Source organism: Streptomyces sp. NPDC045998 (genome assembly GCF_056430285.1).
This window is the reverse complement of record NZ_JBWKLJ010000003.1, coordinates 756,000-782,920: the sequence shown is the minus strand read 5'-3', so window position 1 is coordinate 782,920 and position 26,921 is coordinate 756,000. Positions and strand designations below refer to the sequence as shown.

At 72.5% G+C, this 26,921-nt stretch carries 24 protein-coding genes; 15 read left to right on the top strand and 9 right to left on the bottom strand.

Features of this window, described 5'->3' with window-relative positions; genetic code table 11:
* Positions 1-121 precede the first annotated feature (121 nt).
* Genes AC07FJ_RS12525 through AC07FJ_RS12505 form a run of 5 tightly spaced genes read left to right on the top strand, consistent with a single transcriptional unit; the run spans position 122 to position 4,917 of the window.
* A complete protein-coding gene (locus tag AC07FJ_RS12525) occupies positions 122-1,696 on the top strand; it encodes a polymorphic toxin-type HINT domain-containing protein (protein WP_479048092.1) in 1,575 nt (524 codons plus the stop codon).
* The gene (locus AC07FJ_RS12520; protein ID WP_479048090.1) at positions 1,693-2,040 is read left to right on the top strand and encodes a hypothetical protein; all 348 of its coding nucleotides are present in this window, start codon (positions 1,693-1,695) and stop codon (positions 2,038-2,040) included. The genes AC07FJ_RS12525 and AC07FJ_RS12520 overlap by 4 nt, the downstream gene beginning before the upstream one ends.
* On the top strand, positions 2,037-2,924 hold the full coding sequence (locus AC07FJ_RS12515; protein WP_479048087.1) for a hypothetical protein: 888 nt from the start codon (positions 2,037-2,039) through the stop codon (positions 2,922-2,924). The genes AC07FJ_RS12520 and AC07FJ_RS12515 overlap by 4 nt, the downstream gene beginning before the upstream one ends.
* Before the next feature lie 19 nt (positions 2,925-2,943).
* Entirely contained in the window at positions 2,944-4,056 is a 1,113-nt protein-coding gene (locus tag AC07FJ_RS12510; RefSeq protein ID WP_479048085.1) for a hypothetical protein, read from the top strand.
* A 57-nt stretch (positions 4,057-4,113) separates the two neighbouring features.
* The gene (locus AC07FJ_RS12505; RefSeq protein WP_479048083.1) at positions 4,114-4,917 is read left to right on the top strand and encodes a hypothetical protein; all 804 of its coding nucleotides are present in this window, start codon (positions 4,114-4,116) and stop codon (positions 4,915-4,917) included.
* Here AC07FJ_RS12505 and AC07FJ_RS12500 read toward each other — a convergent pair.
* Complete coding sequence (locus tag AC07FJ_RS12500; RefSeq protein WP_479048080.1) at positions 4,904-5,296, bottom strand: DUF192 domain-containing protein; 393 nt, start codon at positions 5,294-5,296, stop codon at positions 4,904-4,906. The two genes, AC07FJ_RS12505 and AC07FJ_RS12500, sit on opposite strands and share 14 nt — an antisense overlap.
* A gap of 88 nt (positions 5,297-5,384) precedes the next feature.
* Here AC07FJ_RS12500 and AC07FJ_RS12495 point away from each other — a divergent pair, with 88 nt between their 5' ends.
* From AC07FJ_RS12495 to AC07FJ_RS12485, 3 genes are read left to right on the top strand one after another with little or no spacing between them, the layout of a single operon-like run.
* Positions 5,385-6,152 (top strand): prepilin peptidase, encoded by a 768-nt coding sequence (locus AC07FJ_RS12495; RefSeq protein WP_479048078.1) that lies wholly within the window; start codon positions 5,385-5,387, stop codon positions 6,150-6,152.
* 17 nt (positions 6,153-6,169) lie between these two features.
* Entirely contained in the window at positions 6,170-6,571 is a 402-nt protein-coding gene (locus AC07FJ_RS12490) for a cupin domain-containing protein (protein WP_479048075.1), read from the top strand.
* Between the two features lie 50 nt (positions 6,572-6,621).
* Positions 6,622-8,124 (top strand): DUF2079 domain-containing protein, encoded by a 1,503-nt coding sequence (locus tag AC07FJ_RS12485; RefSeq protein ID WP_479048073.1) that lies wholly within the window; start codon positions 6,622-6,624, stop codon positions 8,122-8,124.
* A 257-nt stretch (positions 8,125-8,381) separates the two neighbouring features.
* Here AC07FJ_RS12485 and mgrA read toward each other — a convergent pair whose 3' ends face one another.
* Entirely contained in the window at positions 8,382-9,419 is a 1,038-nt protein-coding gene (mgrA, locus tag AC07FJ_RS12480) for an L-glyceraldehyde 3-phosphate reductase (RefSeq protein ID WP_479048070.1), read from the bottom strand.
* Positions 9,420-9,577: 158 nt separating this feature from the next.
* Here mgrA and AC07FJ_RS12475 point away from each other — a divergent pair, with 158 nt between their 5' ends.
* From AC07FJ_RS12475 to AC07FJ_RS12460, 4 genes are all read left to right on the top strand, one after another.
* Positions 9,578-10,339, top strand: a complete 762-nt coding sequence (locus tag AC07FJ_RS12475; RefSeq protein WP_361427710.1) for an isoprenyl transferase — start codon at positions 9,578-9,580, stop codon at positions 10,337-10,339.
* A gap of 334 nt (positions 10,340-10,673) precedes the next feature.
* On the top strand, positions 10,674-11,996 hold the full coding sequence (locus AC07FJ_RS12470; RefSeq protein WP_479048067.1) for a PhoH family protein: 1,323 nt from the start codon (positions 10,674-10,676) through the stop codon (positions 11,994-11,996).
* A gap of 381 nt (positions 11,997-12,377) precedes the next feature.
* Complete coding sequence (locus AC07FJ_RS12465; protein ID WP_361427704.1) at positions 12,378-13,094, top strand: aggregation-promoting factor C-terminal-like domain-containing protein; 717 nt, start codon at positions 12,378-12,380, stop codon at positions 13,092-13,094.
* A 153-nt stretch (positions 13,095-13,247) separates the two neighbouring features.
* A complete protein-coding gene (locus tag AC07FJ_RS12460) occupies positions 13,248-14,645 on the top strand; it encodes an AI-2E family transporter (RefSeq protein ID WP_479048063.1) in 1,398 nt (465 codons plus the stop codon).
* 62 nt (positions 14,646-14,707) lie between these two features.
* On the opposite strand, the gene AC07FJ_RS12455 is transcribed toward AC07FJ_RS12460, so the two are convergent.
* Together AC07FJ_RS12455 and AC07FJ_RS12450 are read right to left on the bottom strand one after the other, a co-directional pair.
* Positions 14,708-15,241, bottom strand: a complete 534-nt coding sequence (locus tag AC07FJ_RS12455; RefSeq protein ID WP_355359188.1) for an alkyl hydroperoxide reductase — start codon at positions 15,239-15,241, stop codon at positions 14,708-14,710.
* Positions 15,242-15,257: 16 nt separating this feature from the next.
* Positions 15,258-15,812, bottom strand: coding sequence for a peroxiredoxin (locus AC07FJ_RS12450; protein ID WP_361427695.1), 555 nt, complete (start codon positions 15,810-15,812; stop codon positions 15,258-15,260).
* A gap of 134 nt (positions 15,813-15,946) precedes the next feature.
* On the opposite strand from AC07FJ_RS12450, the gene AC07FJ_RS12445 reads away from it, so the two are divergent.
* Complete coding sequence (locus AC07FJ_RS12445) at positions 15,947-16,903, top strand: LysR substrate-binding domain-containing protein (protein ID WP_479048061.1); 957 nt, start codon at positions 15,947-15,949, stop codon at positions 16,901-16,903.
* Here the strand turns inward: AC07FJ_RS12445 and AC07FJ_RS12440 are convergent.
* Both AC07FJ_RS12440 and AC07FJ_RS12435 read right to left on the bottom strand, forming a co-directional pair.
* Positions 16,900-17,151 (bottom strand): type II toxin-antitoxin system antitoxin, encoded by a 252-nt coding sequence (locus AC07FJ_RS12440; protein ID WP_479048059.1) that lies wholly within the window; start codon positions 17,149-17,151, stop codon positions 16,900-16,902. The genes AC07FJ_RS12445 and AC07FJ_RS12440 overlap by 4 nt on opposite strands.
* Positions 17,148-18,095, bottom strand: coding sequence for an SPFH domain-containing protein (locus AC07FJ_RS12435; RefSeq protein WP_479048057.1), 948 nt, complete (start codon positions 18,093-18,095; stop codon positions 17,148-17,150). The genes AC07FJ_RS12440 and AC07FJ_RS12435 overlap by 4 nt, the downstream gene beginning before the upstream one ends.
* 206 nt (positions 18,096-18,301) lie before the next feature.
* Between AC07FJ_RS12435 and AC07FJ_RS12430 the strand changes: the two genes are divergently transcribed.
* The gene (locus AC07FJ_RS12430; protein WP_479048055.1) at positions 18,302-20,536 is read left to right on the top strand and encodes a transglycosylase domain-containing protein; all 2,235 of its coding nucleotides are present in this window, start codon (positions 18,302-18,304) and stop codon (positions 20,534-20,536) included.
* 80 nt (positions 20,537-20,616) lie between these two features.
* Here AC07FJ_RS12430 and AC07FJ_RS12425 read toward each other — a convergent pair whose 3' ends face one another.
* The 3 genes from AC07FJ_RS12425 to AC07FJ_RS12415 all read right to left on the bottom strand — a co-directional run bounded on the left by AC07FJ_RS12425 (position 20,617) and on the right by AC07FJ_RS12415 (position 25,270).
* Entirely contained in the window at positions 20,617-22,374 is a 1,758-nt protein-coding gene (locus AC07FJ_RS12425) for a SpoIIE family protein phosphatase (protein ID WP_479048347.1), read from the bottom strand.
* 707 nt (positions 22,375-23,081) lie between these two features.
* A complete protein-coding gene (fomD, locus tag AC07FJ_RS12420; RefSeq protein ID WP_479048052.1) occupies positions 23,082-23,774 on the bottom strand; it encodes a cytidylyl-2-hydroxypropylphosphonate hydrolase in 693 nt (230 codons plus the stop codon).
* 83 nt (positions 23,775-23,857) lie between these two features.
* Entirely contained in the window at positions 23,858-25,270 is a 1,413-nt protein-coding gene (locus AC07FJ_RS12415) for a class II fumarate hydratase (protein ID WP_479048051.1), read from the bottom strand.
* A gap of 105 nt (positions 25,271-25,375) precedes the next feature.
* Between AC07FJ_RS12415 and AC07FJ_RS12410 the strand changes: the two genes are divergently transcribed.
* On the top strand, positions 25,376-26,911 hold the full coding sequence (locus AC07FJ_RS12410; protein ID WP_479048049.1) for a ricin-type beta-trefoil lectin domain protein: 1,536 nt from the start codon (positions 25,376-25,378) through the stop codon (positions 26,909-26,911).
* Positions 26,912-26,921: the final 10 nt, after the last annotated feature.

The window sequence follows — 26,921 nt, the reverse complement described above, 5'->3', positions numbered from 1 at the left end:
GCAGGCCCCGCGCCGCGAATGAGACCGTCCCTGGGCCCCTGGGCCCAAGACTTCCGCGGGCCGCGCTCCTACCGTCGGCGGTATGTCGTGTCGTCGGGTACGGGCATGGAAGGCGTGGCGGATGCCGCGCACCGAGGCGCGGCTGCTGGGGCTGCGCCGGCGGAAGGCTGCGCAGTCCGGTCAGTCGACGCTGGAGTACGTCGGGCTGGTCGCCGTCGTCGTGGCGATTGTGGGTGCGCTGCTGGCCACCGGGCTCGGTCCCACCATCGCCGCCGAGCTGAAGACGCAGGTGTGCCGCGTCACCGGCGGCGACAACTGCGGCGGGAACACGCAGCAGCCGCAGGCGCAGGACCAGCCCGGTGACGACGGTCCCGGTGACGACGGTCCCGGTGACGACAACCCCGGCGGCCGGAAACCCGCCGCCGACGACACCGGCAAGTCGCCCGAGCAGCTCGCCTACGAGCAGGCGCTGAAGGAGCTCCAGGACGCCCAGGCCGCCGAGAAGGCGGACCGCGACAAGGCCATCGCGGCGGCGAAGGAGCTCGCGAAGATCCTCGCCGAGGAGCTCGGCATCACCGACGCCCTGGACTGCATCACCAAGGGCGACATGGGCGCCTGCACCGACACGCTCATCAACGTCCTGACGAGCCTGATCGGCGGCGCGGTCGGCAAGCTGGCCGCGAAGTACGGGGCTCCGTGGAAGTGGAAGCAGGCCGTCGAGCTCGTCCGCAGGCTCAAGAAGCACGGCGGCGACCTCTACGACGGCCTCACCGGCCTCATCAAGAACCGCAAGAGGGTCGCCGAGGCGCAGGACAAGCTCGACGACGCCAAGAAGAAATGGGACCCCGAGAAACAGAAGGAGCAGCAAGAGCCGAAGAAGCCCGTCACCTGTCCCGTCGGGCACAGCTTCCCGCCCGGCACCAGGGTGCTCGTCGCGGGCGGGCTCAGCGTCCCCATCGAGTCGGTGCGCATCGGGGACCAGGTCCTCGCCACCGACCCGGCCACCGGCCTGACGGCCCCGCGCACCGTCACGCGCACCTTCACGACGCACGACGACAAGGAGTTCACGCGGCTGACCACGGCCGCCGGGACGGTCACCGCCACCGACACGCACCCCTTCTGGCTCAGCGACGAGGGCGGTTGGTCCGACGCGGGCGACATCCGGCCCGGTGCGGCGCTGCGCACGCCGGCCGGCGGAGTCCTGCGGGTCACGGCGGTCGAGCGCTACACGCAGCGGCAGACCACGCACGACCTGAGCGTCGCGGGCCTCCACACGTACTACGTCGCGGTCGGCGCGCGGAGCGCGTCCCTCGTCCACAACAACGACTGCGTGGACCAGGCGCTGCTCGACGAAATGAAGGAGCAGGGCGTCAAGTTCGACCCGGAGAAGGTGCTCCGGGCCGAGCGGAACGCGGACGGGAAGATCGTCTTCCTGGAGGAGGGCAACTCCCGCGCCGGCCTGAAGCACATCCTGGAGGAGCACGCGGACGACTTCGAGCGCGCCGGTGTCGCCAGGGAGGACATCCCCGACCTGGTGATGGCGGCGGCGACCAAGGGCAAGAAGGTCGGCTACCAGGGCAAGGGCGAGGGCCGGCCGGTTTACGAGGTCGAGTTCAAGGGGCAGAAGCGGCGCGTGGCCGTGACCGTCGGGAACAATGGGTTCGTCGTCGGGGCGAACCCCAAGAGCGTCGGATGATGGGTGGCACGATGGTCAGCGGCAGGACGGTACGGGTGGCGGCGGACTACGACTGCCATCCGGTGTGGATCCGGTCCGACGAGGGGCTCGACAACATCGCCCCCGCCGACCTCCCGGTGAGCCCGGAGCTGCGGGAGGACCTGGAGCGCTGGGGCGACGCCTTCGACGCCACGCTCGACCGCGACGACCCGATGGCGTCGGGCTTCCGGACGCCGCAGGACGAGGAGGCCTTCGCCGCCCGGGGCGCGGAGCTCGCCGGCCGGCTGCGGCGGGAGCTCGGCGCGGGCTGGCGGGTCACGTACTTCGACCTGCGCGAGGGGCGCGACACCGACGTCGGGCCGTGAGCGGTGCGGTGCTCTACAACCTCCTGACCGTGCACCGGCCGTCCCCCGCCGGCATGGCGGCGGCGCTGGCCGGTGCGGTGGGCGTGCCCGTGACGGACGTGGACGTCGCCGACGAGGAGGCCGACCCCGAGGGCCGGAACTGGGACGCCCCCGTCCTGTGCGGCTATCACGCGGTCCACGGAGACCTCGCGCTGTCGTGGGACGTGTACGTCTCCGACGGCGCCGTCCCCACGGCGCCCGACGAGCCGACGGCGGCCCGCCGCGTCGCGGCCGCGACCGGGACGGCCGTGCTGTATCCGGCGACGGACCTGGAGAACCCCTCGGCGTACTGGGCCGCGACACCCGAGGGCGCGGTCGCCCGGGCCCGTCTGTACGAGTCGGACGACGAGGAGCCCGTCCTCACCGTCGACGCCGTCGAAGCCCCGGTTCCGCAGCTGCCCGGCGCCCGCGTGGAGCTGCTCCGTGAGGTGTACCGGGCCGAGAAGGTGCCCGTCCCGGCCACCGAGGCGTTCGTCGCGGCCACGGACCCGGACCGCGTCGCGCCCGCGCGCAGCCGGGTCAACCGCGCGCGGGAGGCCCTGCTGCTCTGGGAGAGGCTGGTGCGCCGCATGGCCGGCGACTGGGCCCCCACCGGCCGCTATCCGCAGGAGTCGTACGTCGAGGACCTCCGGACCCGCGACGCCCTCGCCCACCGACTGGCGGCCGCGCCCGAAGGCCTCCGCGAACCACTCGCCCGCGCCGTCGACGACCTCGACGCCCTCTTCCGCGTCCACACCCGCGACGACCGCGGCGAGCTGCTGGGACGGCTCACCGGCTCGGGCGCGGCCGTCCTGGACCGCGGCTGGTGGTGGCGTCGGCGGCCCCCGCACCTGCCCTGGACATGAGCGGCACATAATCGGCTGCATGCCCGAAGACAGACAGACCAGCGGGGCCGCGCCCGCCTTGTGGGGGTACGCGGCCGTACGGCTGGTCGGCATGGCGGTCCTCGCCGTCGCCGCCGCCGTCACCGGCGAGGACGCCCTCCACCGGCTCAAGGGCCGCTGGGACTCCGTCTGGTACGTACGGATCGCCGAGCACGGATACGGGCACGAGGTCCGCCTCCCCGACGGAAGCCTCCACTCGGACCTGGCCTTCTTCCCGCTGCTGCCCGCCCTGGAGCGGGGTCTCGCGGCCGTGCTGCCCCTCGGGGCCGACGACGCCGGGCTCCTGGTGGCGTGGGTGGCCTCGCTCGCCGCCGCGTGGGGCGTCTACGCCGTCGGCGCCCACATCGCCGGGCGGCGCGCCGGGGTGGTGCTCGCGGTGCTGTGGGGGGTGTACCCGACGGCGTTCGTGCAGTCGATGGCGTACACCGAGAGCCTGTTCACCGCGCTCGCCGCCTGGTCGCTCCACGCCGTGCTGCGCGGCCACTGGATCCGGGCGGGCGCCCTCTGCGTCCTGGCCGGGCTCACCCGTCCCTCGGCCGCCGCGCTGATCGCCGCGCTCGGCGTCACGGCGCTGGTGACGGTCGTACGCGAGCGGCGGCTCACGCTCCGGATGGCCGTCGGCGTGCTGCTCGCACCGCTGGGCTGGCTCGGGTACGTCGTCTTCGTCGCCGTACGGAAGTCCAGCCCGACCGCGTACTTCGACGTCCAGGCCGCCTGGGGCAACAGCATCGACGGGGGCGTGGCCCTCGGCCGCTTCGTCTGGCGGAACCTCACCGGGCCGCAGCCGCTCGCCGGGGTCGGGCTGTGCGCGGCGCTCGCGCTGCTCGGCTGGGTGGTGTGGCTGTGCGTCCGGCAGTGCCAGCCGCTGCCCGTGCTCGTGTACGGGCTCGCGATCGTCGTCGTCTCGCTCGTCGGCGCCGCGTACTTCGGCTCCCGCCCGCGCCTGATCATGCCCGCCTTCCCGCTGCTGCTCCCGGCGGCCGTCGCCCTCGCCCGATTGCGCGACCGGAACCTGGTCCTCGTGGTGGCGGGGCTGGCGCTCGCGTCGGGGGCGTATGGGGCGTTCACGCTGCTGGGGGCCGGGCCGCCGTAGCCGCTTTGGGCCCGTGGACCCATGCGCCCGGCCGAACGGCGTTGCTAGCGTCCGGCCATGACCAGGCGTACGGAACGTACGGCACGAGCGGTGGCCGTCGCCGCCCTCGCGTCGGTGGTGCTGGCGGCGTGCGGACCCGACGAGCCGGAGAAGCCCACGGGTGCGGGCGACAACGCGAGCCCGCGTACGAGCGCGGCCCCGGGCGCCGGAAGCCGCGGCACCCCGGAAGCCACGACACCCGCCGCCCCCGCCCCCGGCGGCACCGCGAACCCCGGCGTCCCCGGCGCGTCGAAGCCCCTCACCCGGGCCGAGCTCGACCGGGCGATCCTCGCCACCGCCGACGTACCGGGCTACGCCGTCGGCCCCATGGACCCGCCGCCCCCGCAGGGCGAGACGCCCGCCGAGGAGGCGTGCGCGCCGCTCACCGCCCTGCTCAACGGCAAGCCCGAGCCGGCCGCGCAGGCGTCCGCGTACCGCCAGATCACCGGCGCGAACGCCGAGAGCCGCCCGGCCGTCTCCGTGTTCCTCACCACCCACGGGAACCAGGGCGCGGCCACCGTCCTCAACCGGCTGCGCACCGCCGTGACGGCGTGCCGCGACGGCTTCACCACCACCGGACCGACCGGCCCCTCCACGTACCGGAGCGTGCGCGCGCTGCCGCCGGTGAAGGCGGGCGACGACGGCGTGGCGTACCAGCTGACGGCCGACTTCGAGGGCGACCCGGTGCCGCTGGTCTTCCACGTGGTGCGCTCCGGAGCCACGGTGGCGACCTTCTACACCGCGAACCTCGAAGGACCGAAGACGCCGGAGATGCCCGCGGCCCTGATCACCGCGCAGGCCGCCAAGCTCAGCCCTCGCTGACCGTCAGCCGGACGCCCGGGCGCACACCCCACCGCTCCATGGCCCCCGCCTCCGCCTCCAGTACGTGGCGGGCGCGCGGGCGCGGCAGGCCGAGGCGGCCGGGCGGCATGGTGGTGACGGCGAGGACGTTCAGCTCGCGGTCCAGGTACGCGACGTCGATGGTGAACCGCATCCGGAAGGTGTGGACGCTGTTGCACGGCGTCAGGAGCATGGCGCCCTCGACGCCGTCCCGGCCGAGCAGTCCCCGCCGCCGGGTGCCGTAGGAGGCCGCGACCTCGACCGGGACGGCCGCGGGGCCGCCCGCGACCGCCAACCGCGCCGTGCCGTTGCGCCACTTGGTCCTCTTCCCGGTGTTCCCCGTGTTCCCCGTCTTCCCCATGGAGCAGGACCGTAGCGGTGCCCGCCGCGTACGGGAATGGGCCCACGGGCCCATGACCGGTGCCCCGCGTCGCCCTAGGGTTCGCTGCGTGTACGCCACGCTGATCGCCGTCGCCGCCCTGTGGGGCGCCGCCACCGGGCTGCTCCTGCCGCGCGCCGCGTACCGGCTGTCGGTCGAGCCGGAGGAGGCGTGGCGCGACACCTGCCCCGCCGGGCACGCCTTCACCGGACCGGCGCGCGGCTGGGTCGGCCCCGCGCGCTGCGCGCCCTGCGGCGTACCCGGCCCCGGGACCGCGGGCGCCCTGCCCACCGGGAACGCCCTCACCCTGGGTGCCGCCCTCGCGTGCGCCGTGCTCGCCGCCGCGACGGGGCCGCGGCCCGAGCTCGCCGTGTGGCTGCTGCTCGCGCCGTGCGCCGTGCTGCTCGCCGCCGTGGACGCGCGTGTGCACCGGCTGCCGGACCGGCTGACGCTGCCGCTCGCCGGCGCGGCCGCCGGGCTCCTCGGGGTGGCCGCGCTGCTGCCCGGGCACGCCGGGTCGTGGCCCTCCGCCCTGCTCGGCGGACTCGCCCTCGGCGGCGCGTACTTCACACTCTTCCTGATCCACCCGAACGGCATGGGCTTCGGAGACGTCAAGCTCGCGCTGTCGCTCGGGGTCGCCCTCGGGTGGTACGGCTGGGACATCCTCTTCACGGGTGCCTTCGCCGGGTTCCTCTTCGGCGCGGCGTACGGGATGGGCCTGGTGCTTCTGCGGCGGGCGAGCCGCAAGAGCGCGATCCCGTTCGGGCCGTTCATGATCGGCGGGGCGCTGGTGGGGCTGCTGCTCGGCGCGTTCACCGCCTCCTCGGCACCGTGGTGACTGACAAAATGCCGGCCATGCGCACAGACCCGGTCAATGTCACCCAAGCCCTCGCCTCCTTCGACGACGTCTACAGCCCCCGCATCGTCGCCCGCATGAACGACTACGACGTACGCGTCGCCCATGCCGTCGGTGACCACGTCTGGCACGTCCACGAGGAGACGGACGAGTTCTTCCTGGTGCTGGACGGGCGGTTCGAGATCGCCCTGCGCGACGCCACCACCCGCACCGAGCGGAGCGTCGTACTGCGGCGCGGTGACACCTTCGTCGTGCCGAAGGGGACGGAGCACCGGCCGTCCGCGCCGGAGGGGGCGGACATCCTGATGTTCGAGCCGTCCGGGACGGTGTCCACCGGCGACCGCCATGAAGGGGAGCTCCCCGCCCACGTGGACAGCACCGCGGGCCACGCCCTCACCTGACCCGCGCCGTCCGCGGCCTGATCGACAAGACACCCCCTAGCATCCGGCGTATGCGGACATTCCCCACCCAAAAGGTCTCGCCGCCGGCCGCCGCCCCCGTCACGGTGCACACGCCCTCCCCCCGGCTCCTCGCCTGGGGGTGGGCCGCCGCGCTGTGCGTGCTGTACGCCACCGTCGCCGTACGCCGCCACCAGCTCCTGCGCACCACCGGCTACGACCTCGGCATCTTCGAGCAGGCCGTACGGGCGTACGCCGAACTCCGCGCCCCCGTCGTGCCGTTGCGCGGCGAGGGCTTCAACCTCCTCGGCGACCACTTCCACCCGCTGCTGGCGGCCCTCGCGCCGCTCTACCGTCTGTGGCCGTCCCCGCTGTGCCTGCTCGTCGCCCAGTCCGCGCTGCTCGCCGTCGCCGTCGTCCCCCTCGCCCGCTGGGCCGCCCGCGCGCTCGGCCGCCGCGCGGCGCACGCCGTGGCCGCCGTGTACGGGCTGAGCTGGGGCATCGCGTCGGCGGCCGCCTTCGACTTCCACGAGGTCGCCCTCGCCGTACCGCTGCTCGCCTGCTCGCTCGAAGCGCTGGCCCGGCGGCGCTGGCGGGCGGCCGTCGCCTGGGCCGCGCCCCTGCTGCTGGTCAAGGAGGACCTGGGCCTCACCCTCGCCGCCATCGGCGCGTACATCGCCTGGCGGGGCGGTCCGCGACGGCTCGGCATCGCCACCGCCGTCGTCGGGGTCGCCGGATCGGCCGTCGAGATCCTGCTCCTGCTCCCCGCCTTCCACCCCGGCGACGCGTACGCGCACGGCGGCAACCTCACCGAGGGGCACGGCTCACTGCTCTCCACCCTCGCGCACGCCCCCCTCGACGCGCTGCGCCCCGACATCAAGGCCATGACCCTGGTCCTGGTCTTCGCGCCCTCCGCGCTGCTCGCGCTCCGCTCGCCCCTCGCGCTGATCGCCGTACCGACGCTCGCCTGGCGCATGCTGTCGCAGAACGCCTTCCACTGGGGCACGGCCTTCCACTACAGCGCCGTGCTCATGCCCGTCGTCACCGCCGGGCTGATCGACGCGCTCACCGCCTGGCGCCGCACCGCCCACCCCCTGGCCCACCGCCATGTGCGCGCCTCGCTCGCCACCGCCCTCGCCGTGACCCTCGTCATGCTGCCGTCGTTCCCGCTCGCGCTGCTCGCCCAGCGCGCGACCTGGCGTACCACCCCGCACGTCGAGGCGGCCCGCGCGCTGCTCGCGAGGATCCCGGACGGCGCGACCGTCGCCGCCTCCAACCGGCTCGTCCCGCAGCTGACCTCCCGCTGCACGGTCGTCGTCTTCCCGGCCTTCCCGGTGGCGGGGAAGCTCTACGAGTACGACAGGAAGCGCCTGCCGCGCCCCACCGCCGAGTGGATCGTCTTCGACCGCCGCCCGCCCGAGGCGTGGCCGTACCGGACGGGGCACTGGCCGTACCCGATCAAGCAGCAGCTGGCCGAACTGGCCGCGGCCGAGAAGCGGTACGGCTACGAGCGCGTCGCCCGGCGGGACGGCATCACGCTCCTCCGGCGGCGGTAGCCGCGGCCCGCCGCGGGGCCGTCAACGCGGCGCCCCCGGAGCCGGGTCCCCCTTGGGGAGTACAGGCGCCGCGCCCCGCCCGCGGGCTCCCCGCCGTGTCCGCAGCGCGGTCCCGCGTTTTCGGAGCGTAGTGGCGGCCTGTCGCGGCACGCAGCACGTCTCACGAAGGGTTATGGTGGAAACCCCCCCTCGGGCCGGTCCGTATCCCCCCCACGGACCGGCCCGTTTTTCGTTCCCGCGCCGACCTGGGCCTCCGGTCAGCCGCGCGCCGCCCAGATGTTGGTGCCGGCGGTGTCGACCGCGTACGAGTCGATCTCCTTCAGCTCCTCCTCGGTGAGCGGCGCCCCGCCCAGCGCCGCGATGTTCTGCTCCAGCTGCGTCACGCTGGACGCGCCGATCAGCGCCGACGTCATCCGCTCGTCGCGCAGCACCCAGGTCAGCGCCAGCTGCGCGAGCGACTGGCCGCGGCGGCGGGCGATGTCGTCCAGGCCGCGGAGCCGGCGGACGACCTCGTCGGAGAGGAGGTTCGGGTCGAGGGACTTGCCCTGCGTGGCCCGCGAACCCTCCGGGATGCCCGTGAGGTACTTGTCGGTGAGCAGGCCCTGGGCGAGCGGCGCGAAGGCGATGCAGCCCATGCCCGCCTCCTCCAGGGTGTCGAGGAGGGCGTCCTCCTCGGTCCAACGGTTGATCATCGAGTACGACGGCTGGTGGATCAGCGCCGGAACGCCCATCTCCCGCAGCAGCCGGGCCGCCTCGGCGGTCTGCTCGCTGCTGTACGAGGAGACGCCGACGTACAGCGCCTTGCCCTGCTGCACGGCGGAGGCCAGGGCGCCCATGGTCTCCTCGAGCGGGGTGTCCTTGTCGAAGCGGTGGGAGTAGAAGATGTCGACGTAGTCGAGGCCCATCCGCTGCAGCGACGCGTCGAGCGAGGACAGCAGGTACTTGCGGGAGCCCCACTCGCCGTACGGGCCGGGGTGCATCAGATACCCGGCCTTGGTCGAGACGACGATCTCGTCACGGTACGGCGCGAAGTCCTGGGCGAAGATCTTGCCGAAGTTCAGCTCGGCGGAGCCGGGCGGCGGCCCGTAGTTGTTCGCCAGGTCGAAGTGGGTCACACCGAGGTCGAAGGCGCGGCGCAGGATCGCGCGCTGCGAGGCGAGCGTACGGTCGTCGCCGAAGTTGTGCCACAGGCCCAGCGAAACGGCGGGCAGCTTCAGGCCGCTGCGGCCGGTGCGGCGGTACTCCATGGAGTCGTAGCGGTCGGCGGCGGGTCGGTATGCGGCGGTATCAGTCACGTCTCTCTCCTTATCACGGACCTGTGACAGGCCGGGTTGGGCCGCCGTGACCCCCGCGCAGTAATGTGGCGGCCTCGGGGACGGCGGCGGTGAGCCGGAATCGATCCCCCTGGGCCGACGCCGCTGCGGGCCCGCACGCAAATCGAGAGGTGAGATCGGTGAACTTGCGCGACCTGGTGTACAGGCTTTACGCACGCCGGGTCGAGGGCCGCCTCGACCACGCCCAGGTGCCGAAGCACATCGGCGTCATCCTCGACGGGAACCGGCGGTGGGCGAAGGCGTCCGGCGGCACCCCGGAGCAGGGTCACAAGGCCGGCGCGAGCAAGATCCAGGAGCTGCTCGGCTGGTGCGCCGAGACGGACGTCGAGGTCGTCACCCTGTGGATGCTGTCCACCGACAACCTCAACCGGCCCGAGGAGCAGCTGGTCCCGCTGCTCGGCATCATCGAGAACGCCGTGCGCGACCTCGCCGCCGACGGCCGCTGGCGCGTCCACCACGTCGGCACGCTCGACCTGCTGCCCGCGCGGACCCAGGCCGTCCTGAAGGAGGCCGAGGAGAAGACCCGCGACCACACGGGCATACTCGTGAACGTCGCCGTGGGCTACGGCGGCCGCCAGGAGATCGCGGACGCGGTCCGCTCGCTGCTGTTGGAACACGCGGAGAAGGGCACGAGCTTCGAGGAGCTCGCCGAGATCGTCGACGTCGAGCACATCTCGGAGCACCTCTACACCCGCGGCCAGCCCGACCCGGACCTGGTGATCCGCACCAGCGGCGAGCAGCGCCTGTCGGGCTTCATGCTCTGGCAGAGCGCCCACTCCGAGTACTACTTCTGCGAGGTCCACTGGCCGGCCTTCCGCAAGGTCGACTTCCTGCGTGCCCTGCGCGACTACGCCGCCCGCCACCGGCGCTACGGCACCTGACGCCACCGCCGCACCACGGCACCGACACCCCGCCCCCAGGACACTCCCCGTTCACCGACGCGTCGTCATATGCCATGGCATGGACCTGCGGTAGTACGGGAATACCCCTCCCAGAGTGAGCGGCACTCAAGCCCGCTCGCCCGGGAGGCCCTTTGCACCAGGACGACCGTGCACCCCGTGTACGGACGACGCGGAGGGCCGGAGCTCGGCCCGCGCAAGGTGGCCGGAGCCCGGCTCCATCTCCCGCGACGCCGCCGCCGTCGCCGAAACCGCCGTCGCCGCCGCCGTCGCACCCCGACCTCATGCACCTCTATCAGAGGGGGTCCGTCCTACCGTGGTGACCAGCACAAAGCGCCGCCTCAACGACAGGCGCACCTACGTCCTCGACACCAGCGTCCTGCTGGCCGACCCCGGTGCCATGGCCCGTTTCGACGAGCACGAGGTCGTGCTCCCCGTCGTCGTGGTCACGGAGCTGGAGGCCAAGAGGCACCACCCGGAGCTCGGCTACTTCGCCCGGCAGGCGCTGCGCCTGCTGGACGACATGCGGGTCCGGTACGGCCGCCTCGACGCCCCGCTGCCCATCGGCGAGCTCGGCGGGACCCTGCGTGTGGAGCTCAACCACTCGGACCCCGCCGTCCTCCCGGCCGGCTACCGCCTCGGGGACAACGACTCGCGGATCCTCGCCGTCGCCCGCAACCTCCAGGCCGAGGGGTACGACGTCACGGTCGTCTCCAAGGACCTGCCGCTGCGCATCAAGGCGTCGTCGGTCGGCCTGCTCGCCGAGGAGTACCGCGCCGAGCTCGCCATCACCGACTCGGGCTGGACCGGAATGTCGGAACTGCCCCTCTCGGCGGACCAGATCGACCTCCTGTTCACCGAGGAGTCGCTGTACGTCCCCGAAGCGGTCGGGCTGCCGGTGCACACCGGTCTCGTCCTGTCGTCGGAGCGAGGCAAGGCGCTCGGCCGCATCGCGCCCGACGGAAACGTGCGCCTGGTGCGCGGCGACCGCGAGGCGTTCGGCATCCGGGGCCGCAGCGCTGAGCAGCGCATCGCGCTCGACCTGCTCCTCGACCCGGACGTCGGCATCGTCTCGATGGGCGGCCGGGCCGGCACGGGCAAGTCGGCGCTCGCCCTGTGCGCCGGCCTGGAGGCGGTCCTGGAGCGGCGGCAGCACCAGAAGGTGATGGTCTTCCGGCCGCTGTACGCCGTCGGCGGCCAGGAGCTCGGCTATCTGCCGGGCACCGAGGCGGAGAAGATGGGCCCCTGGGCGCAGGCGGTCTTCGACACGCTGTCGGCGGTCGCGGGCAAGGAGGTCATCGAGGAGATCCTCAGCCGCGGCATGCTGGAGGTCCTGCCGCTCACCCACATCCGCGGGCGCTCCCTCCACGACGCGTTCGTCATCGTGGACGAGGCCCAGTCGCTCGAACGCAACGTCCTGCTGACCGTGTTGTCCCGTATCGGGTCGAATTCCCGGGTCGTCCTCACGCACGACGTGGCCCAGCGCGACAATCTGCGGGTCGGCCGGTACGACGGAGTCGTCGCCGTCGTCGAGAAACTGAAGGGCCATCCGCTCTTCGCGCACGTGACCCTGACCCGCTCGGAGCGCTCGCAGATCGCCGCGCTCGTGACCGAAATGCTGGAGGACGGGGCGATTTGATCCGCGAACGCCCGTAATGAGACCCGGCAGTTGGCGCCGCCCGGCAAAGCGCGAGAGCTTAGCCGGGCGGCGTCGTGTCGCGCGCCCCCTTCCGCAAAACTCCTGCCGGAAAGGGCGTGTGAGCTTTCCCACGCAACGAATAATTGCCTTGCGGTGTCGCGGTCGGGCAGAGTCTTGCTTCCGTCAGGCCCCGCATACGGCACACCTGTAACAACTCAAGACCTGTTCGCCGTATGCCGCCCGAGCACCACGCGGCGCTCCCGCAAGGGAGTTGCCCACCGGGCCCGTGTCCCCCGTGACCCAGCAGTGGGGGGACCAGCGCCAGGGGCACGATTTTCGCCCGCGAGGTCACCTAAGCGGGCGATGCTGGAAGGAAACCGTGTGAGCCGGATCTCGGTCCGGGGATTCGCGGTGGCGTCGGCCACCGCGGTCACCACTGTCGGCGCCGTCGTCGGTGTTGCCTCGGGCAACGCCCAGCCCTCGGAGAACAACTTCGAGGCCGCTGCCGCCGACGCGACGCTCCTTGCGGACATCCCCGTCGGCCAGCAGGCCCAGGTACAGGTCTCGTCGCTGACGCAGCAGGCCGAGGCCCAGGCCGCCGCCGCCGACTCCGCCGCCCAGAAGTCCGCCGAGGAGGCCGCCCGCCTCCAGGCCGCCAAGGACGCCCAGGCGAAGAAGGAAGCCGCCGAGGAGAAGGCCGAGAAGGAGCGCAAGGAGCGGGAGGAGCGCGAGGCCAAGGAGCAGCAGGAGCGCGCCAGCCGCGACGAGGTGCGCTCGGCCACCAGCTTCGCGACCCAGTCGTCGTACAGCGTCGCCGAGGTCCAGGCGATGGCCCGTCAGATGATCCCGGGCGACCAGTTCCAGTGCTTCAGCAACATCGTGGACCACGAGTCCGACTGGAACTACCGCGCGACGAACCCCTCGTCGGGCGCGTACGGCCTCGTCCAGGCGCTCCCGGGCTCCAAGATGGCGTCCGCCGGTGCCGACTGGCAGACCAACCCGGCCACCCAGATCAAGTGGGGCCTGAACTACATGAACGACCGCTACGGCAGCCCGTGCGGCGCGTGGAGCTTCTGGCAGGCCAACCACTGGTACTAGGCCAACCACTGGTACTAGGCCACCCCCTGGTACTGGGCCGCCACCCGGCTCGACTCCGCGGAGCCCCTCACCGTCCTACGGTGAGGGGCTCCGTGCGTGTACCGTCGTGGAGCCCGTACTCCCGGGGGAGCGGTGGGGGGAAGAGAGAAGATCATGTCGAAAGTGCCAGGGTGGCTGGGCCGGCTCGGTGCCGGACTGAGCCGGATGGGGCGGCGCTTGGAGGAGCGCCGCCGAGCCGAGAGCGAGGCCGGTGCGCCCGATGCGCCGGCCGTGCCCGGTGTGCCCGCCGGTCCGGGCGGCCCCGGCTTCCCGGGCGCGGCCGGCGGTGCGGGGGCCGGCGGCTCGGGTGGTGCCGGCGGCTCCGGCGCGACCGGCGAGAACGGCGGTGCTCCGGCACCCGGCAGCGTTCCGGCCCCGCCCGCGTACGCCCCCGCCGTCGCCGCCCGCCCCGACCCCGTCGACGCCATCCCCTGGGGCATCCGTGTCGCGGCCGAGGCCGGCTGGCGGCTGCTCGTCCTCGCGGGCGCCCTCTGGCTGCTGATGAAGGCCATCAGCAACGTCCAGCTGGTGGTGCTCGCCTTCGTCGCCGCCCTGCTGATCACCGCGCTGCTGCAGCCCACCGTGGCCCGGCTGACGCGCTGGGGCCTGCCGCGCGGCGTGGCCACCGCCGTCACGGCCATCACGGGCTTCATCATCATGGGCCTGGTCGGCTGGTTCGTCGTCTGGCAGGTGCTGGACAACCTCGGCGACATCTCCGACCGCCTCCGGGACGGTATCGACGAGCTGAAGCGCTGGCTGCTGAACAGCCCCTTCCACGTCACCGAGCAGCAGATCAACGACATCGCCAAGAACCTCAGCGACACCATCGGCACCAACACCGAGGAGATCACCACCGCCGGCCTCCAGGGCGTGACCGTGCTGGTCGAGGTGATCACCGGCATCCTGCTGACGATGTTCTCGACGCTCTTCCTGCTGTACGACGGGAAGAAGGTCTGGAGCTGGGTGCTCAAGCTCGTACCGGCGCAGGCACGTCCGGGCGTCGCGGGCGCCGGTCCGCGGGCCTGGCGCACCCTCACCGCGTACGTACGCGGCACGCTGATCGTGGCCCTCATCGACGCCGTCTTCATCGGGCTCGGCATCTACTTCCTCGATGTGCCGCTGGCCGTTCCGCTCGGCGTGCTCATCTTCCTCTTCGCCTTCATCCCGCTGGTGGGTGCGGTGATCTCCGGTGCCCTCGCGGTGATCGTCGGCCTGGTCACCCAGGGCGTCTTCACCGCGCTGATGGTGCTGGTCGTGGTGCTCGCCGTCCAGCAGATCGAGGGCCACGTCCTCCAGCCGTTCATCCTGGGCCGGGCGGTGCGGGTCCACCCGCTCGCGGTGGTCCTCACCGTCGCGGCGGGCGGCCTGATCGCCGGCATCGGCGGCGCGGTGGTCGCGGTCCCGCTGGTCGCGGTCACCAACACGGTCGTCGGCTACCTGCGGGCGTTCAGCTACGAGCAGGCCCTGCGGCACGCGCCGCCGGGGGAGCCGCGGGTGGCGCCGGGGGAGTAGCGGTACGAGAAGGGGCCCACCGACCTGCGGGTCGGTGGGCCCCTTCGTACGCGTACGGCTGACTACTCCGCGAGGACGGCCTCGGCGTCGAGCGTCGCGCCGACCGCCTGGATCACCGAGGCGATCTTGAACGCCTCCTGGATCGTGTCGCGCTCCACGCCGGCCTTGCGCAGCACCTGCTCGTGCGAGTCGAGGCACATGCCGCAGCCGTTGATGGCGGAGACGGCGAGCGACCACAGTTCGAAGTCGACCTTCTCCACACCCGGGTTGCCGATGACGTTCATCCGCAGACCGGCGCGCATCGTGCCGTACTCCGGGTCGGAGAGCAGGTGGCGCGTGCGGTAGAAGACGTTGTTCATCGCCATGATCGCGGCGGCGGACTTGGCGGCCTGGTACGCCTCGGGCGAGAGGTTCGCCTTGGCCTCCGGCTCCAGCTCGCGCAGGACCTTCGGCGAGCGCGAGGCGATCGCGCAGGCGAGGACCGTGCCCCACAGCTGCTGCTGGGGGAGCTCGCTGTTGCCGATGACCGAGCCGAGGTTCAGCTTCAGGTCCTTGGCGTAGTCCGGTATGGCGGACTTCAGTTCGTCGAGAGCCATGTCAGGGTCGCTTTCGTCACTCGCCGGAGAGCAGCTTGACCGGGTCGAGGGTGTCCTCGCCCTTGGTCCAGTTGCAGGGGCACAGCTCGTCGGTCTGCAGGGCGTCCAGCACCCGCAGGACCTCCTTGGGGTTACGGCCGACGGAGCCGGCGGTCACCATGCAGAACTGGATCTCGTTGTTCGGGTCGACGATGAAGACGGCACGCTGCGCGAAGCCGTCCTCGCCCTCGACGCCGCAGTCGCGCATGAGCTCGTGCTTCGAGTCGGCGAGCATCGGGAAGGGCAGGTCACGCAGGTCGGCGTGGTCCTTGCGCCAGGCGTGGTGCACGAACTCGGAGTCGCCCGAGACACCGAGGATCTGGGCGTCGCGGTCGGCGAACTCGTCGTTCAGCTTGCCGAAGGCGGCGATCTCGGTGGGGCAGACGAAGGTGAAGTCCTTCGGCCAGAAGAACACCACGCGCCACTTGCCCTCGTAGGACTTGTGGTCGATCTGCGCGAACTCCTTGCCGCTCTCCAGCGACACACAGGCGGTCAGGTCGTACGTGGGGAACTGGTCACCGACAGTGAGCACACGCTCTCCTTGCAGCGGGGAAGTCCCTTTTGGGGTCTTCCGTGGGGGTTGGACGGAGCCCCAGCATGGCACGGCGTGCATTGATCAGTGAAATAGCTAGACTGGGTCGTGTTGATCGAAGGTGGTTATCAGTGGTGTCCGTATATAAGGGTAAGCAGCCCAGTCTGGCCCAGCTCCGCGCGTTCGTGGCGGTGGCCGAGCATCTGCACTTCCGGGACGCGGCGGCGGCGATCGGCATGAGCCAGCCGGCGCTTTCGGGCGCGGTTTCGGCCCTCGAAGAGGCACTCGGTGTCCAGCTGCTGGAGCGTACGACACGCAAGGTGCTGCTGTCCCCGGCGGGTGAGCGGCTCGCCGTACGGGCCAAGGCCGTGCTGGACACGGTGGGTGAGCTGATGGAGGAGGCGGAGGCGGCGCACGCGCCCTTCACCGGGGTGCTGCGGCTCGGGGTGATCCCGACCGTCGCGCCGTACCTGCTGCCCACGGTCCTGCGCCTGGTGCACGAGCGCTACCCGGAGCTGGACCTCCAGGTCCACGAGGAGCAGACCTCCTCGCTGCTGGAGGGCCTGGCGGCGGGGCGGCTCGACCTGCTGCTGCTCGCGGTGCCGCTGGGCGTGCCGGGGGTCACCGAACTACCGCTGTTCGACGAGGACTTCGTGCTCGTCACGCCCGAGGGGCACGAGCTGGGCGGCCGCGACGACATCCCGCGCGAGGCGCTGCGCGAGCTGCGGCTGCTGCTCCTGGACGAGGGGCACTGCCTGCGCGACCAGGCGCTGGACATCTGCCGTGAGGCCGGCCGCCAGGACGGCGCCGCCGTCACCACCACCGCCGCGGGCCTCTCCACGCTGGTGCAGCTCGTCGCGGGCGGCCTCGGCGTGACGCTGCTGCCGCGGACGGCGGTCACGGTCGAGACCGGCCGCAACGAGCGGCTGCTGACCGGCCGGTTCGCCGCCCCGGCGCCGTCGCGGCGGGTGGCCCTGGCGATGCGTACGGGCGCGGCGCGCCAAGCCGAGTTCGAGGAGCTGGCGGGCGCGCTGCGCGAGGCGATGGCGGACCTGCCGGTGCGGATACTCCCGCCGGAGGGGGGAGCCTAGGCCCGCTCCTCCGGCCGCTCCCCCGGTGGCTGCTGCTGCGGCCTCGCCGCCTTCGGCGGCCGGCCCCGGCGCGGGAGCGGGCCCGGGGCGGCCGGGAGGCGGCCCGCTTCCGCGAGGGCCTTGCGGAGCAGGAACTCGATCTGGGCGTTGGCGCTGCGCAGCTCGTCCGCCGCCCAGCGCGCCAGCGCCTCGTGCACCACCGGGTCCAGGCGGAGCAGCACCTGCTTGCGCTGCGAGCGCTCGGTCACTGGTAGAGCGTGCCCGTGTTCAGCACCGGCTGGGCCGCACGGTCACCGCACAGCACCACCATCAGGTTCGACACCATCGCCGCCTTCCGTTCCGGGTCGAGCTCCACGATGTCCCGCTCCTCCAGGCGGTCCAGCGCCGCCTCGACCATGCCGACCGCGCCGTCCACGATCTGCCGGCGCGCCGCCACCACGGCGCCCGCCTGCTGGCGCTGGAGCATCGCGGAGGCGATCTCCGGAGCGTACGCCAGGTGGGTGAAGCGGGACTCGATGATGTGCACGCCCGCGGCCTGCACGCGAGCCTGCAGCTCGGCGGCGAGCTTCTCGGTGATCTCCTCCGCGTTGCCACGCAGCGACAGGCCGTCCTCGTCGTGGGCGTCGTACGGGTACTCGATCGCGATGTGCCGTACCGCCGCCTCCGTCTGCGTGGAGACGAACTCCAGGAAGTCGTCCACCTCGAACGTCGCCTGCGCCGTGTCCTCGACCTTCCACACCACGACCGCGGCGAGCTCGATCGGGTTGCCGTACGCGTCGTTGACCTTGAGGACCGCCGTCTCGTGGTTGCGCACCCGCGTGGAGATCTTCTGGCGGGAGGTGAACGGGTTGACCCAGCGCAGCCCGTCGTCGCGGATCGTGCCGCGGTAGCGCCCGAAGAGCTGCACCACCCGGGCCTCGCCGGGCGCCACCATGTTCAGCCCGCACATGGCGAGGAACGCCGCGATCCCGACCGCGACGCCGGTGAGGACCAACGCCACCTTCGCGCCGGTCGAGCCGATGGCCGCGCCGGCGACCACCAGGCAGACGCCGGCCGCCAGGCCGACCAGGCCGAGGAGCAGCGCGAGGCCGCCGCCGATGCTGTGCGCGGCGAACTCCCGGACGCTCGGCTCGGGCATCTCCGGGACCTCGGGCGTGTCCGGCGCGTCGGGCGTCGGTGTGGTGTCGGACATGGGTGTCCCCCGTTCGTGTGGTCTAGCAAACTGATATCACTTTAACGGTGATCGCAACCGTTCGGCATCCTCAGGAGTCGGTTCCATTGACACGGGTGCTGATTCTCACGTCCCGAAAAGGCGTGATCCGTTGAGGTTTGCCGGTTCTCCCGGTGTTAGTTTGCTGAGCTGCTGATCTGGTCGACGAAGAGCGGAGCGACGAAGCGATGGGCCAAGCGAAAGCCCGCGGGACGAAGAGCGAGGGCGGGGGCATACGCCGCTTCTTCACCTGGAAGAAGCTGCTGGGCACCTTCTTCGGCTTCTGCCTGCTCGTGATGGGCGCCTTCTACGTCCTCTACCTGCTCGTGCCCGTCCCCGACGCCAACGCCATGGCGACCAAGCAGAGCAACGTCTACAAGTTCAGCAACGGCAAGATCTTCGCCCGCACCGGCGAGGTCAACCGCGAGATCGTCGGCCTCGACAAGATCCCCAAGGACGTCCGGTACGCCTTCGTCGCCGCCGAGAACAAGACCTTCTTCGAGGACTCCGGCGTCGACATCAAGGGCACCGCGCGCGGCGTGCTCAACACCATCACGGGCAAGGGCAAGCAGGGTGGCTCCACCATCACCCAGCAGTACGTCAAGAACTACTACCTCACCCAGGACCCGACGGTCAGCCGCAAGCTCAAGGAAATGGTGATCTCCCTCAAGGTCGACCAGCGGCTCGACAAGAACGAGATCCTGGCCGGGTACATGAACACCAGCTACTACGGCCGCAACGCGTACGGCGTCCAGGCCGCGGCCCAGGCGTACTACGGCGTCGACGCGAGCAGGCTGAACGTCGCCCAGGGCGCGTACCTCGCCGCCGTCCTCCAGGCGCCCAGCCAGTACGACTGGACCTCCGCCAACGCCACCGGCCGCAAGCTCGTCACCGAGCGCTGGAACTACGTCCTGGACAACATGGTCGAGGAGGGCTGGCTCTCCCAGGCCGAGCGGGCGAAGCAGGAGTTCCCCGTGCCGGGCAAGCCGAAGGCCGCGCCCGGCGCGGAGGGCACGAACGGCTACCTCGTCGAGGCCGCCAACCAGGAGCTCATGCGCCAGGGCATCCCCGAGGCGCAGCTGAAGGCCGGCGGCTGGTCCATCACGCTGAGCATCGACGAGAAGCGCCAGAAGGAGCTCGTCGCCGCGGTCGACCACCAGCTGGAGGAGAAGCTCGACCGCAAGGGCGACAAAGCCGACGCCACCGTCCAGGCCGGCGCCACCTCCGTCGACCCGAAGACCGGCAAGGTCGTGGCCCTCTACGGCGGCATCGGCGCCACCGAGCACTGGATGTCGAACGCCACCCGCCGCGACTACCAGCCCGCCTCGACCTTCAAGCCGGTCGTCCTCGCCTCCGCCCTGGACAACGGCGCGACGACCCAGGACGGCCGGAAGATAGGCCTCGGCACCGTCTACGACGGCACCAGCAAGCGGCCCGTGGAGGGCAGCGACACGCCGTTCGCGCCCGAGAACCTCAACAACCAGAGCTACGGACCCGTCACCGTGCAGAGGGCCACCAACAGCTCGATCAACTCCGTCTACGCCCAGATGATCGTGGACGTGGGCCCCAAGAAGGTGAAGAAGACCGCGCTGGACCTCGGCTTGAAGGACGGCGAAGGCTTCGGGGAGCAGCCGGCGATGTCGCTGGGCACCATGGGCGCCTCCCCCTGGGACATGGCGGGCGTGTACGCCACCTTCGCCCACCACGGCGAGAAGGTCACCCCGACGATCGTGCAGTCCGCCGAGCACAAGGACCGCAAGGTCGAGCCCGTCGACGCGATCGGCGAGCGGGTGCTGAGCCGCGAGGCCGCCGACACCGTCACCAAGGCGCTGACCGGCGTCGTCTCCAGCGGCTCCGGCGTGAACGCGGCCGGGAACTACCAGGCGGCCGGCAAGACCGGCACGTCGGAGAACAACCGCTCGGCGTGGTTCGTCGGCTACACGCCCGAACTGGTCACGGCGGTCGGCCTCTTCGGCGAGAAGCCCGACGGTACGGGGCAGGTCACGCTGACCGACACCATCAACCCGGGCCGCGCCAACGGCGGTGGCGTTCCCGCCAAGATCTGGCGCGAGTACACCACCGGCGCCCTCGGCGGCGGCTCCGACGCCCGCTTCGACCTGGAGGCCGCCGACACCGTCGTCTCCGAGCCGCAGCCGACGAACACGCCGACGCAGAGCCCCACGCCGACCGAGGAGCCCACCGACGACGCGTCCGAGCCCGCGGACGAGCCGAGCGAGACCTCGACCCCGACCGAGGAGCCCAGCGAACCGGCGGACGAGCCGACGCCGACGCGTACGCCGACGACGCCCGGCGTGCCGACCGGCGGGCCGACCGACGGCGCGACCGGCGGTGACGACGGCGACCCGGGCGGGGACGTCGACGAACCGGCGAAGCCGGGCGACATCAAGCCGCCCAGGCCGTGACGTACGGCCCGTGAGCCGACGAAGGCCGGGCCCCTCCACGCGAGGGGCCCGGCCTTCGTCGTACCGTCACCTGCGCACCGTCACACGCGGGTGGGCAGCTCGAACCACACCACCTTGCCCGTCGACAGGCGCGTCGCGCCCCACCGCCGGGCCAGCCGGTTCACCAGGAACAGCCCGCGGCCGCCCTCGTCGGTGTCGCGCGCCCGCCGCTGGCGCGGCAGCTGCGGAGAGTCGTCACCGACCTCGCAGCGCAGCACGTCCGTCCGCAGCAGCCGCAGCGTCACCGGCCGCTCCGCGTACCGCACCGCGTTGGTGACCACCTCGCTGACCAGCAGCTCCACGCTGTCCGACAGCTCCTCCAGGTCCCAGCGGGCCAGCGCCCGCCGCGCAAGGCGGCGCGCCCGTCCGGGCGCCGCGTCCTCCGGCTCCAGGAACCAGTAGGCGACGTCGCTCGGCGCGATCCCGTCGAAGCGGGCGGCGAGCAGCGCGATGTCGTCGTCCCGGTCGCCGGGCCCGAGCATGTCGAGCACGTCGTCGCAGAGCGCCTCCAGCGGCGGCGGGTGGTCGGGGCCGGTCAGCTGGGCGGTGGCGGCGAGCCGCTCCCGCAGCTGCTCTATCCCCGTCCAGACGTCGCGCAGCCGCGACTCGACCAGGCCGTCGGTGTAGAGCAGCAGCGTCGCCCCGGCCGGGGCGTCCAGCTCGACCGCCTCGAAGTCCACGCCGCCGACGCCGATGGGCGCGCCCGGCGGGACCCGCAGCACCTCCGCCCGCCCGCCGAGGTGGAGCAGCACCGGCGGCGGGTGGCCGGCGTTGGCGATGGTGATCCGGTGCGCGACCGGGTCGTACACCGCGTACAGGCAGGTCGCCATGCGGTTCTCGCCGAGCCGCTGGGCCTGCTCGTCGAGGTGGTGCAGCACCTCCTGCGGCGGCAGGTCGAGCCCGGCGAGGGTCTGCGCGGTGGTCCTCAGCTGGCCCATGATGGCCGCGGACGTCATGGAGTGGCCCATCACGTCGCCGACGACCAGGGCGACCCGGCTGCCGGGCAGCGGGATCGCGTCGTACCAGTCACCGCCGACCCGGGCCGTCTCCGCGGCCGGCAGGTAGCGGGAGGCGAGCTTCACGCCCGTCGGCTGCGGCAGGTTCTCCGGCAGCATGGTGCGCTGGAGCTCGTCCGCGATGTACGCCTCGCGCCCGTACAGCACCGCCTTGTCGATGCCGAGCGCGGTGTGCGTGGCCAGCTGCGCCGCCACCAGCAGGTCGTTCGGATCGAAGGCGTGCCGGTCCGGGCGGCGCAGGAAGACCGCCGCGCCGATGACCCGGCGCCGCCCGCGCAGCGGCGCGAGGATCGCGCGGTGGCCGGACGGCACGGAACGGCCGTCGCCGAGCAGCTCGGGCAGCGCGGCGCGCGCGGCGGCGGAGTCCCCGAAGACGGGCCGCACACCGCGCAGGACCTCGGCGAGCGCGCCGCCCGGGCGCACCTCGCACAGCTCGGCGGCCGGCCCGAGGTCGAGGTCGGTGTCCGAGGCGATCGCCAGCGCGAACTCGGAGTCGTCGTCCGTTAAACGCAGCCGGTCGGTGCGGCGCAGCCGCAGCACGAACGGGTCGACGGGCCGCTCGTCCCCGACGGGCAGCGGGTCGCGGAGGTACACGAGGATCGCGTCCGAGAACGTGGGCACGGTCGCCCGGCACAGGCCCAGCACGATCTCGTCGAGGTCTATGCCGCGCGCGATGCGCCGCGTGGCGGCCCCGACGAACCGCAGCCGGTCGCCCTCGCGCCGCGCGGTGCCGACGGGCTCGTGGGCGGCGGTCTCGCGCACACCACCGGCGGGGTCGCGCACACCACCGGCCGGCTCGCGCCCCACCGCCTGGTGGCCCGCCGGTTCGTGGCCGTCCGGCCCGTGCCCGTGCCCCGTCTGCGCGGGGACGCCCCCGAGCCCGCCGAGCCCTCCTGCCGCCGCGACCACGCCGCCGCCTCCGTCCCCGCGCCCACCGGCGGGCGCCGCGCCCGTCCGTCGGCCGTTCCCGCCACCGCCACCGTCACCGCTGTCGTGCCCCTGCCCGGACGGGGCCGCCGCGGCTCTCGCCGCCTGTACGTCGTCGGAGCCGTGCCCGCACCGGCACCCGGGCACCGCGGCGCCCGCCGCCGCGGCCACCGGCGCGTGGTCGCGCCGCGCACCGGCATCCGCGCCTGCGGGGGGCGCCGCGGGCGCGGCGGGCGCCGCCGGGGGCGCCTCCTGCCGCGTCCGGGTGCGCTCCTGCGGGCGGGCAGCGAGCGGCTGCCTGCCGTCATGGGACGTGGGATGCTCCGTCACGCGTGGGATTCCGTCCATCCGGGCCGGTTGGGCGATGCAATCGCTCTGTCAGGCGCTATACCCGCTCTGAGGGCGGCGTTGACAAGGGGCGGGGGATCCGTGCGCAGATCAGGCACGCTCCACCCCCTCATGGATGACTTACGGTCAGGTCCTGCTCGGTGCTCAGTCGTTACGGACACGCGGCCTTGCGGAGGACGATCCTACGTTTGACCCCCAGGGGCGCATCAAGGGTCTCACGGAGCCGTCTGCGCCGGGCTGCGATCCCAGTCCGCGGGCAGTTCCGGAACCGTCCAGCGCGGATCGGGCCGCCAGTCCTCCCAGCCGTCCGCGAACGGCGTGCCCCAGGCCCGGATCACCTCGACCGCCGCCCGGCCCGCCTCCCGCACCCGCCGCGCCTGCGCGGGGCCCATCAGCCCGCTGCGCTGCGCCTGCGCGAACTCGTCCTCGTCACGCCACAGCCACGTACGGTCCGGATAGACCGAGATGTCCAGGAAGTGGTCGACGGAGTCGACACCGCCGGACCAGCGCAGACGGGGCTCCTCCAAGTTGACGTACCAGCTGCGGAACTGCCAGCCGTGCTCCCAGAACAGCCACACCGACCACGGCTCCTCCGGGCGCGCCAGCTTCAGCACGCCGCTGCCCGCCCACCGGGTGCGCGTGGTGGTGCGCGGCGCGGTGTAGCGGGTGGCGAGCGGCTCCTCGTGCACGGGAGTGCCGTCGGCGAGCACGGGTTTGACGCACTCGGTGCCGGGCGCCATCCAGACGGCGAGGAGGTCGTCGGTGTCCTGGACGACGGTCACGGGCCGGCAGATGTGGACGCCGTCGCCGCCGTTGTCCCGGTACCGCCACAGAATCCGCGTACCGGGCGCCCAGCGCCCGTCCGCACCCGCTCCCGCCCCGCGTCGTCCCGTCGTCTCGGCTGTCATGTGCAGATATTAGGACCCCCCTCCCCGGCCCCGCTGCGGCGCGGATCACCGCGAGCGAGGTCGGCGGCGTACGAACCCGCAGGTCAGGGGCGGGTCATACGCAGGACGTCGAGGGCCTCGTCGAGCTGCTGGAGCGTCAGGTCCCCGCGCTCCACGTAGCCCGACTCGAGGACGACCTCGCGGATGGTCTTCCGCTCGGCCAGCGACTTCTTGGCGACCTTCGCGGCCTCCTCGTACCCGATGTACTTGTTGAGCGGGGTGACGACGGACGGCGAGGACTCGGCGTACTCGCGCGCCCGCTCGCGGTTGGCGGTGATGCCGTCGACCGTGCGGTCGGCGAGGAGGCGGGAGGCGTTGGCGAGCAGCCGGATGGACTCCAGCAGGTTCTTGGCGATGACGGGGAGCATGACGTTCAGCTCGAAGTTCCCGGCGGCTCCGGCCACCGCCACCGTCGCGTCGTTGCCGGTCACCTGCGCGGCGACCATCAGCACGGCCTCGGGGATGACCGGGTTGACCTTGCCCGGCATGATCGACGAGCCGGGCTGGAGGTCGGGGAGGTTGATCTCGGCCAGGCCCGTGCGCGGCCCGGACGCCATCCACCGCAGGTCGTTGGCGATCTTCGTGAGGGACACGGCGATGGTACGGAGCTGACCGGACGTCTCCACCAGCCCGTCGCGCGCGCCCTGCGCCTCGAAGTGGTCGCGCGCCTCGGTCAGCGGCAGCCCGGTGGCGCGGGCGACCTCGGCGATGACGGCGGCGGAGAAGCCGGGCGGGGTGTTGATGCCGGTGCCGACCGCCGTGCCGCCCAGCGGCAGCTCGGCGAGGCGGGGGAGCGAGGCGCGCAGCCGCTCCACGCCGTACCGCACCTGGGCCGCGTAGCCGCCGAACTCCTGACCGAGCGTCACGGGCGTCGCGTCCATCAGGTGCGTACGGCCGGACTTGACGACGTCGGCGAACTCGGCCGATTTCCGCTCCAGGGCGGCGGCGAGGTGCTCCAGGGCCGGGACGAGGTCCTTGGTGACGGCGGCGGTGGCCGCGATGTGAATGGAGGAGGGGAAGACGTCGTTGGACGACTGCGAGGCGTTGACGTGGTCGTTGGGGTGGACGGCGTCCGGGCGGCCGAGTCTCGCGCCGAGCCGCTCCCCGGCGAGGGTCGCGAGCACCTCGTTGGTGTTCATGTTGGAGGAGGTCCCGGAGCCGGTCTGGAAGACGTCGACCGGGAAGTGCTCGTCCCAGCGGCCCTCGGCGACCTCGGCGGCCGCCTCCTGGATGGCGTCCGCGATCTCCTTGTCCAGGACCCCGAGCTCGGCGTTGACCTTGGCCGCGGCGGCCTTGATGCGGGCCAGGGCCTCGATGTGGGCGCGCTCCAGGCGCTGGCCGGAGATGGGGAAGTTCTCCACCGCCCGCTGGGTCTGGGCCCGCCACTTGGCGTGGGCGGGGACCCGCACCTCTCCCATGGAGTCGTGCTCGATCCGGTACTCCGGCGCATCCGTCATGTCGTCAGCCTCCTGCGAAAGTTGAGCACTTGTCTTGTTCCGCGTATTCCCAAGGTGCGTACCGGCCAGTAAAAACCGTGGGTAACCCCACTTCCAGGAGGCGCAATGACGCGCACCAGTCACCGGGTGCGAGGGCCCGTCGCGGCCGTGGCCGCGCTCGCCGCCGCGCTCGCCGGGATGACGGCCGCCACGTCACCCGCGAACGCCACGGCACAAGCCCCTCGTACCACCGCATCCGTACCCCTTCCGCCCGAACTGGAACGGATCCGCGCGGCCGAGGCCACCGCGCTGTACGGAAGCCCCGAGGAACGCCCGCTCGCCGAGCGCAAGACCGGGCTCATCTCGCTCGGCGACAGCGAGATATCCGGCGAGGGCGTCGGTACGTACGAACCGCCCACCAACGGACCCGACAACTGGTGCCACCGCTCGCCCGAGGCGGCCATCCACCGCACCGGCATCCCCGCCGACGTCACGTACAACGTCTCGTGCTCCGGCGCGTCCACCGCCAACATCCGCATCGGCGGCAGCAAGCAGTACGCCGACGAACTGGTCCAGAGCGACAGCCTCGCCATCAAGGCGCGCAACACCCGCATCAAGATGGTGCTGCTGGTGGCCGGCGCCAACGACGACCTCCAGTTCGGCCCCGTGATGACCGACTGCGTCGTCCGCTACCTCACCCTCCAGGGCCCCTGCGAGCCCAAGTACGCGCCCGGCTGGCAGGCCCGCGTGGACGGCCTCGTCCCCAAGGTCGAGCAGACCCTCCGCGACCTGCGCACCGTGATGCGCGACGCCGGGTATGCCGACGGCGACTACAAGCTCGTGGCGATGGGCTACCCCAGCCCCATCGGCCCCGACTTCTACGACAACCCGAACTTCAGCACCAAGATCGCCTGCGGTGGTCTCGGCTACGACTCCGACACCGTCTGGGGCCGCAACACCGCCGTCCCCGCCTTCGAACGCGGCATGCGGCGCGCCGCGGCGAACACCGGAGCCGTCTACCTCGACAACTCCCGGCTCTTCCACGGCCACGAGGTCTGCATGGACAGCGCCTGGGCGCGCGGGCTCTACATCGACCTCTCCAAGCCTGGCCTGCCGGACGAGAACTCCGTCCGCCAGTCCTTCCACCCCAACGCCGCCGGCCACGCCGCCTTCGCCTCCTGCCTCACGCAGCTCTACCAGGCGGGCGCGGGCGTACGGGAGGCGAGCTGCGCCGACCCGGCCTCCACGGGCAGGCCGGAGCTGATCCCGGGCGCCTGGGACGACAAGTTCAAGCCACTGCGCAACGAGGCCACCGGCACCTGCGTCGACGTCAACGCCTCCGTCACCCGCAACGGCACCGCGGTCGGCGGCTGGGACTGCCACGGCGGCCGCAACCAGAACTGGTGGTACGACAGCGCGCGCAAGTCCCTGCGCACGGAGCTCACGCACGACCGCTGCCTGGACGTCCCCGGCGCCGCGTACACCGCCGGCAAGGCCCTGATCCTGTGGAACTGCTCCGGCGCGGCCAACCAGCAGTTCGTCCGCCAGGACGCCACCCTGCGCCCGGCGGCGGCCCCCTCGCTGTGCCTCACCCTGGGCGCGGCGAAGGACCCGCTGAGGCTCCAGCCGTGCGACGGCTCGGCGAAGCAGCGGTTCGTGTAACCGCTGCGGA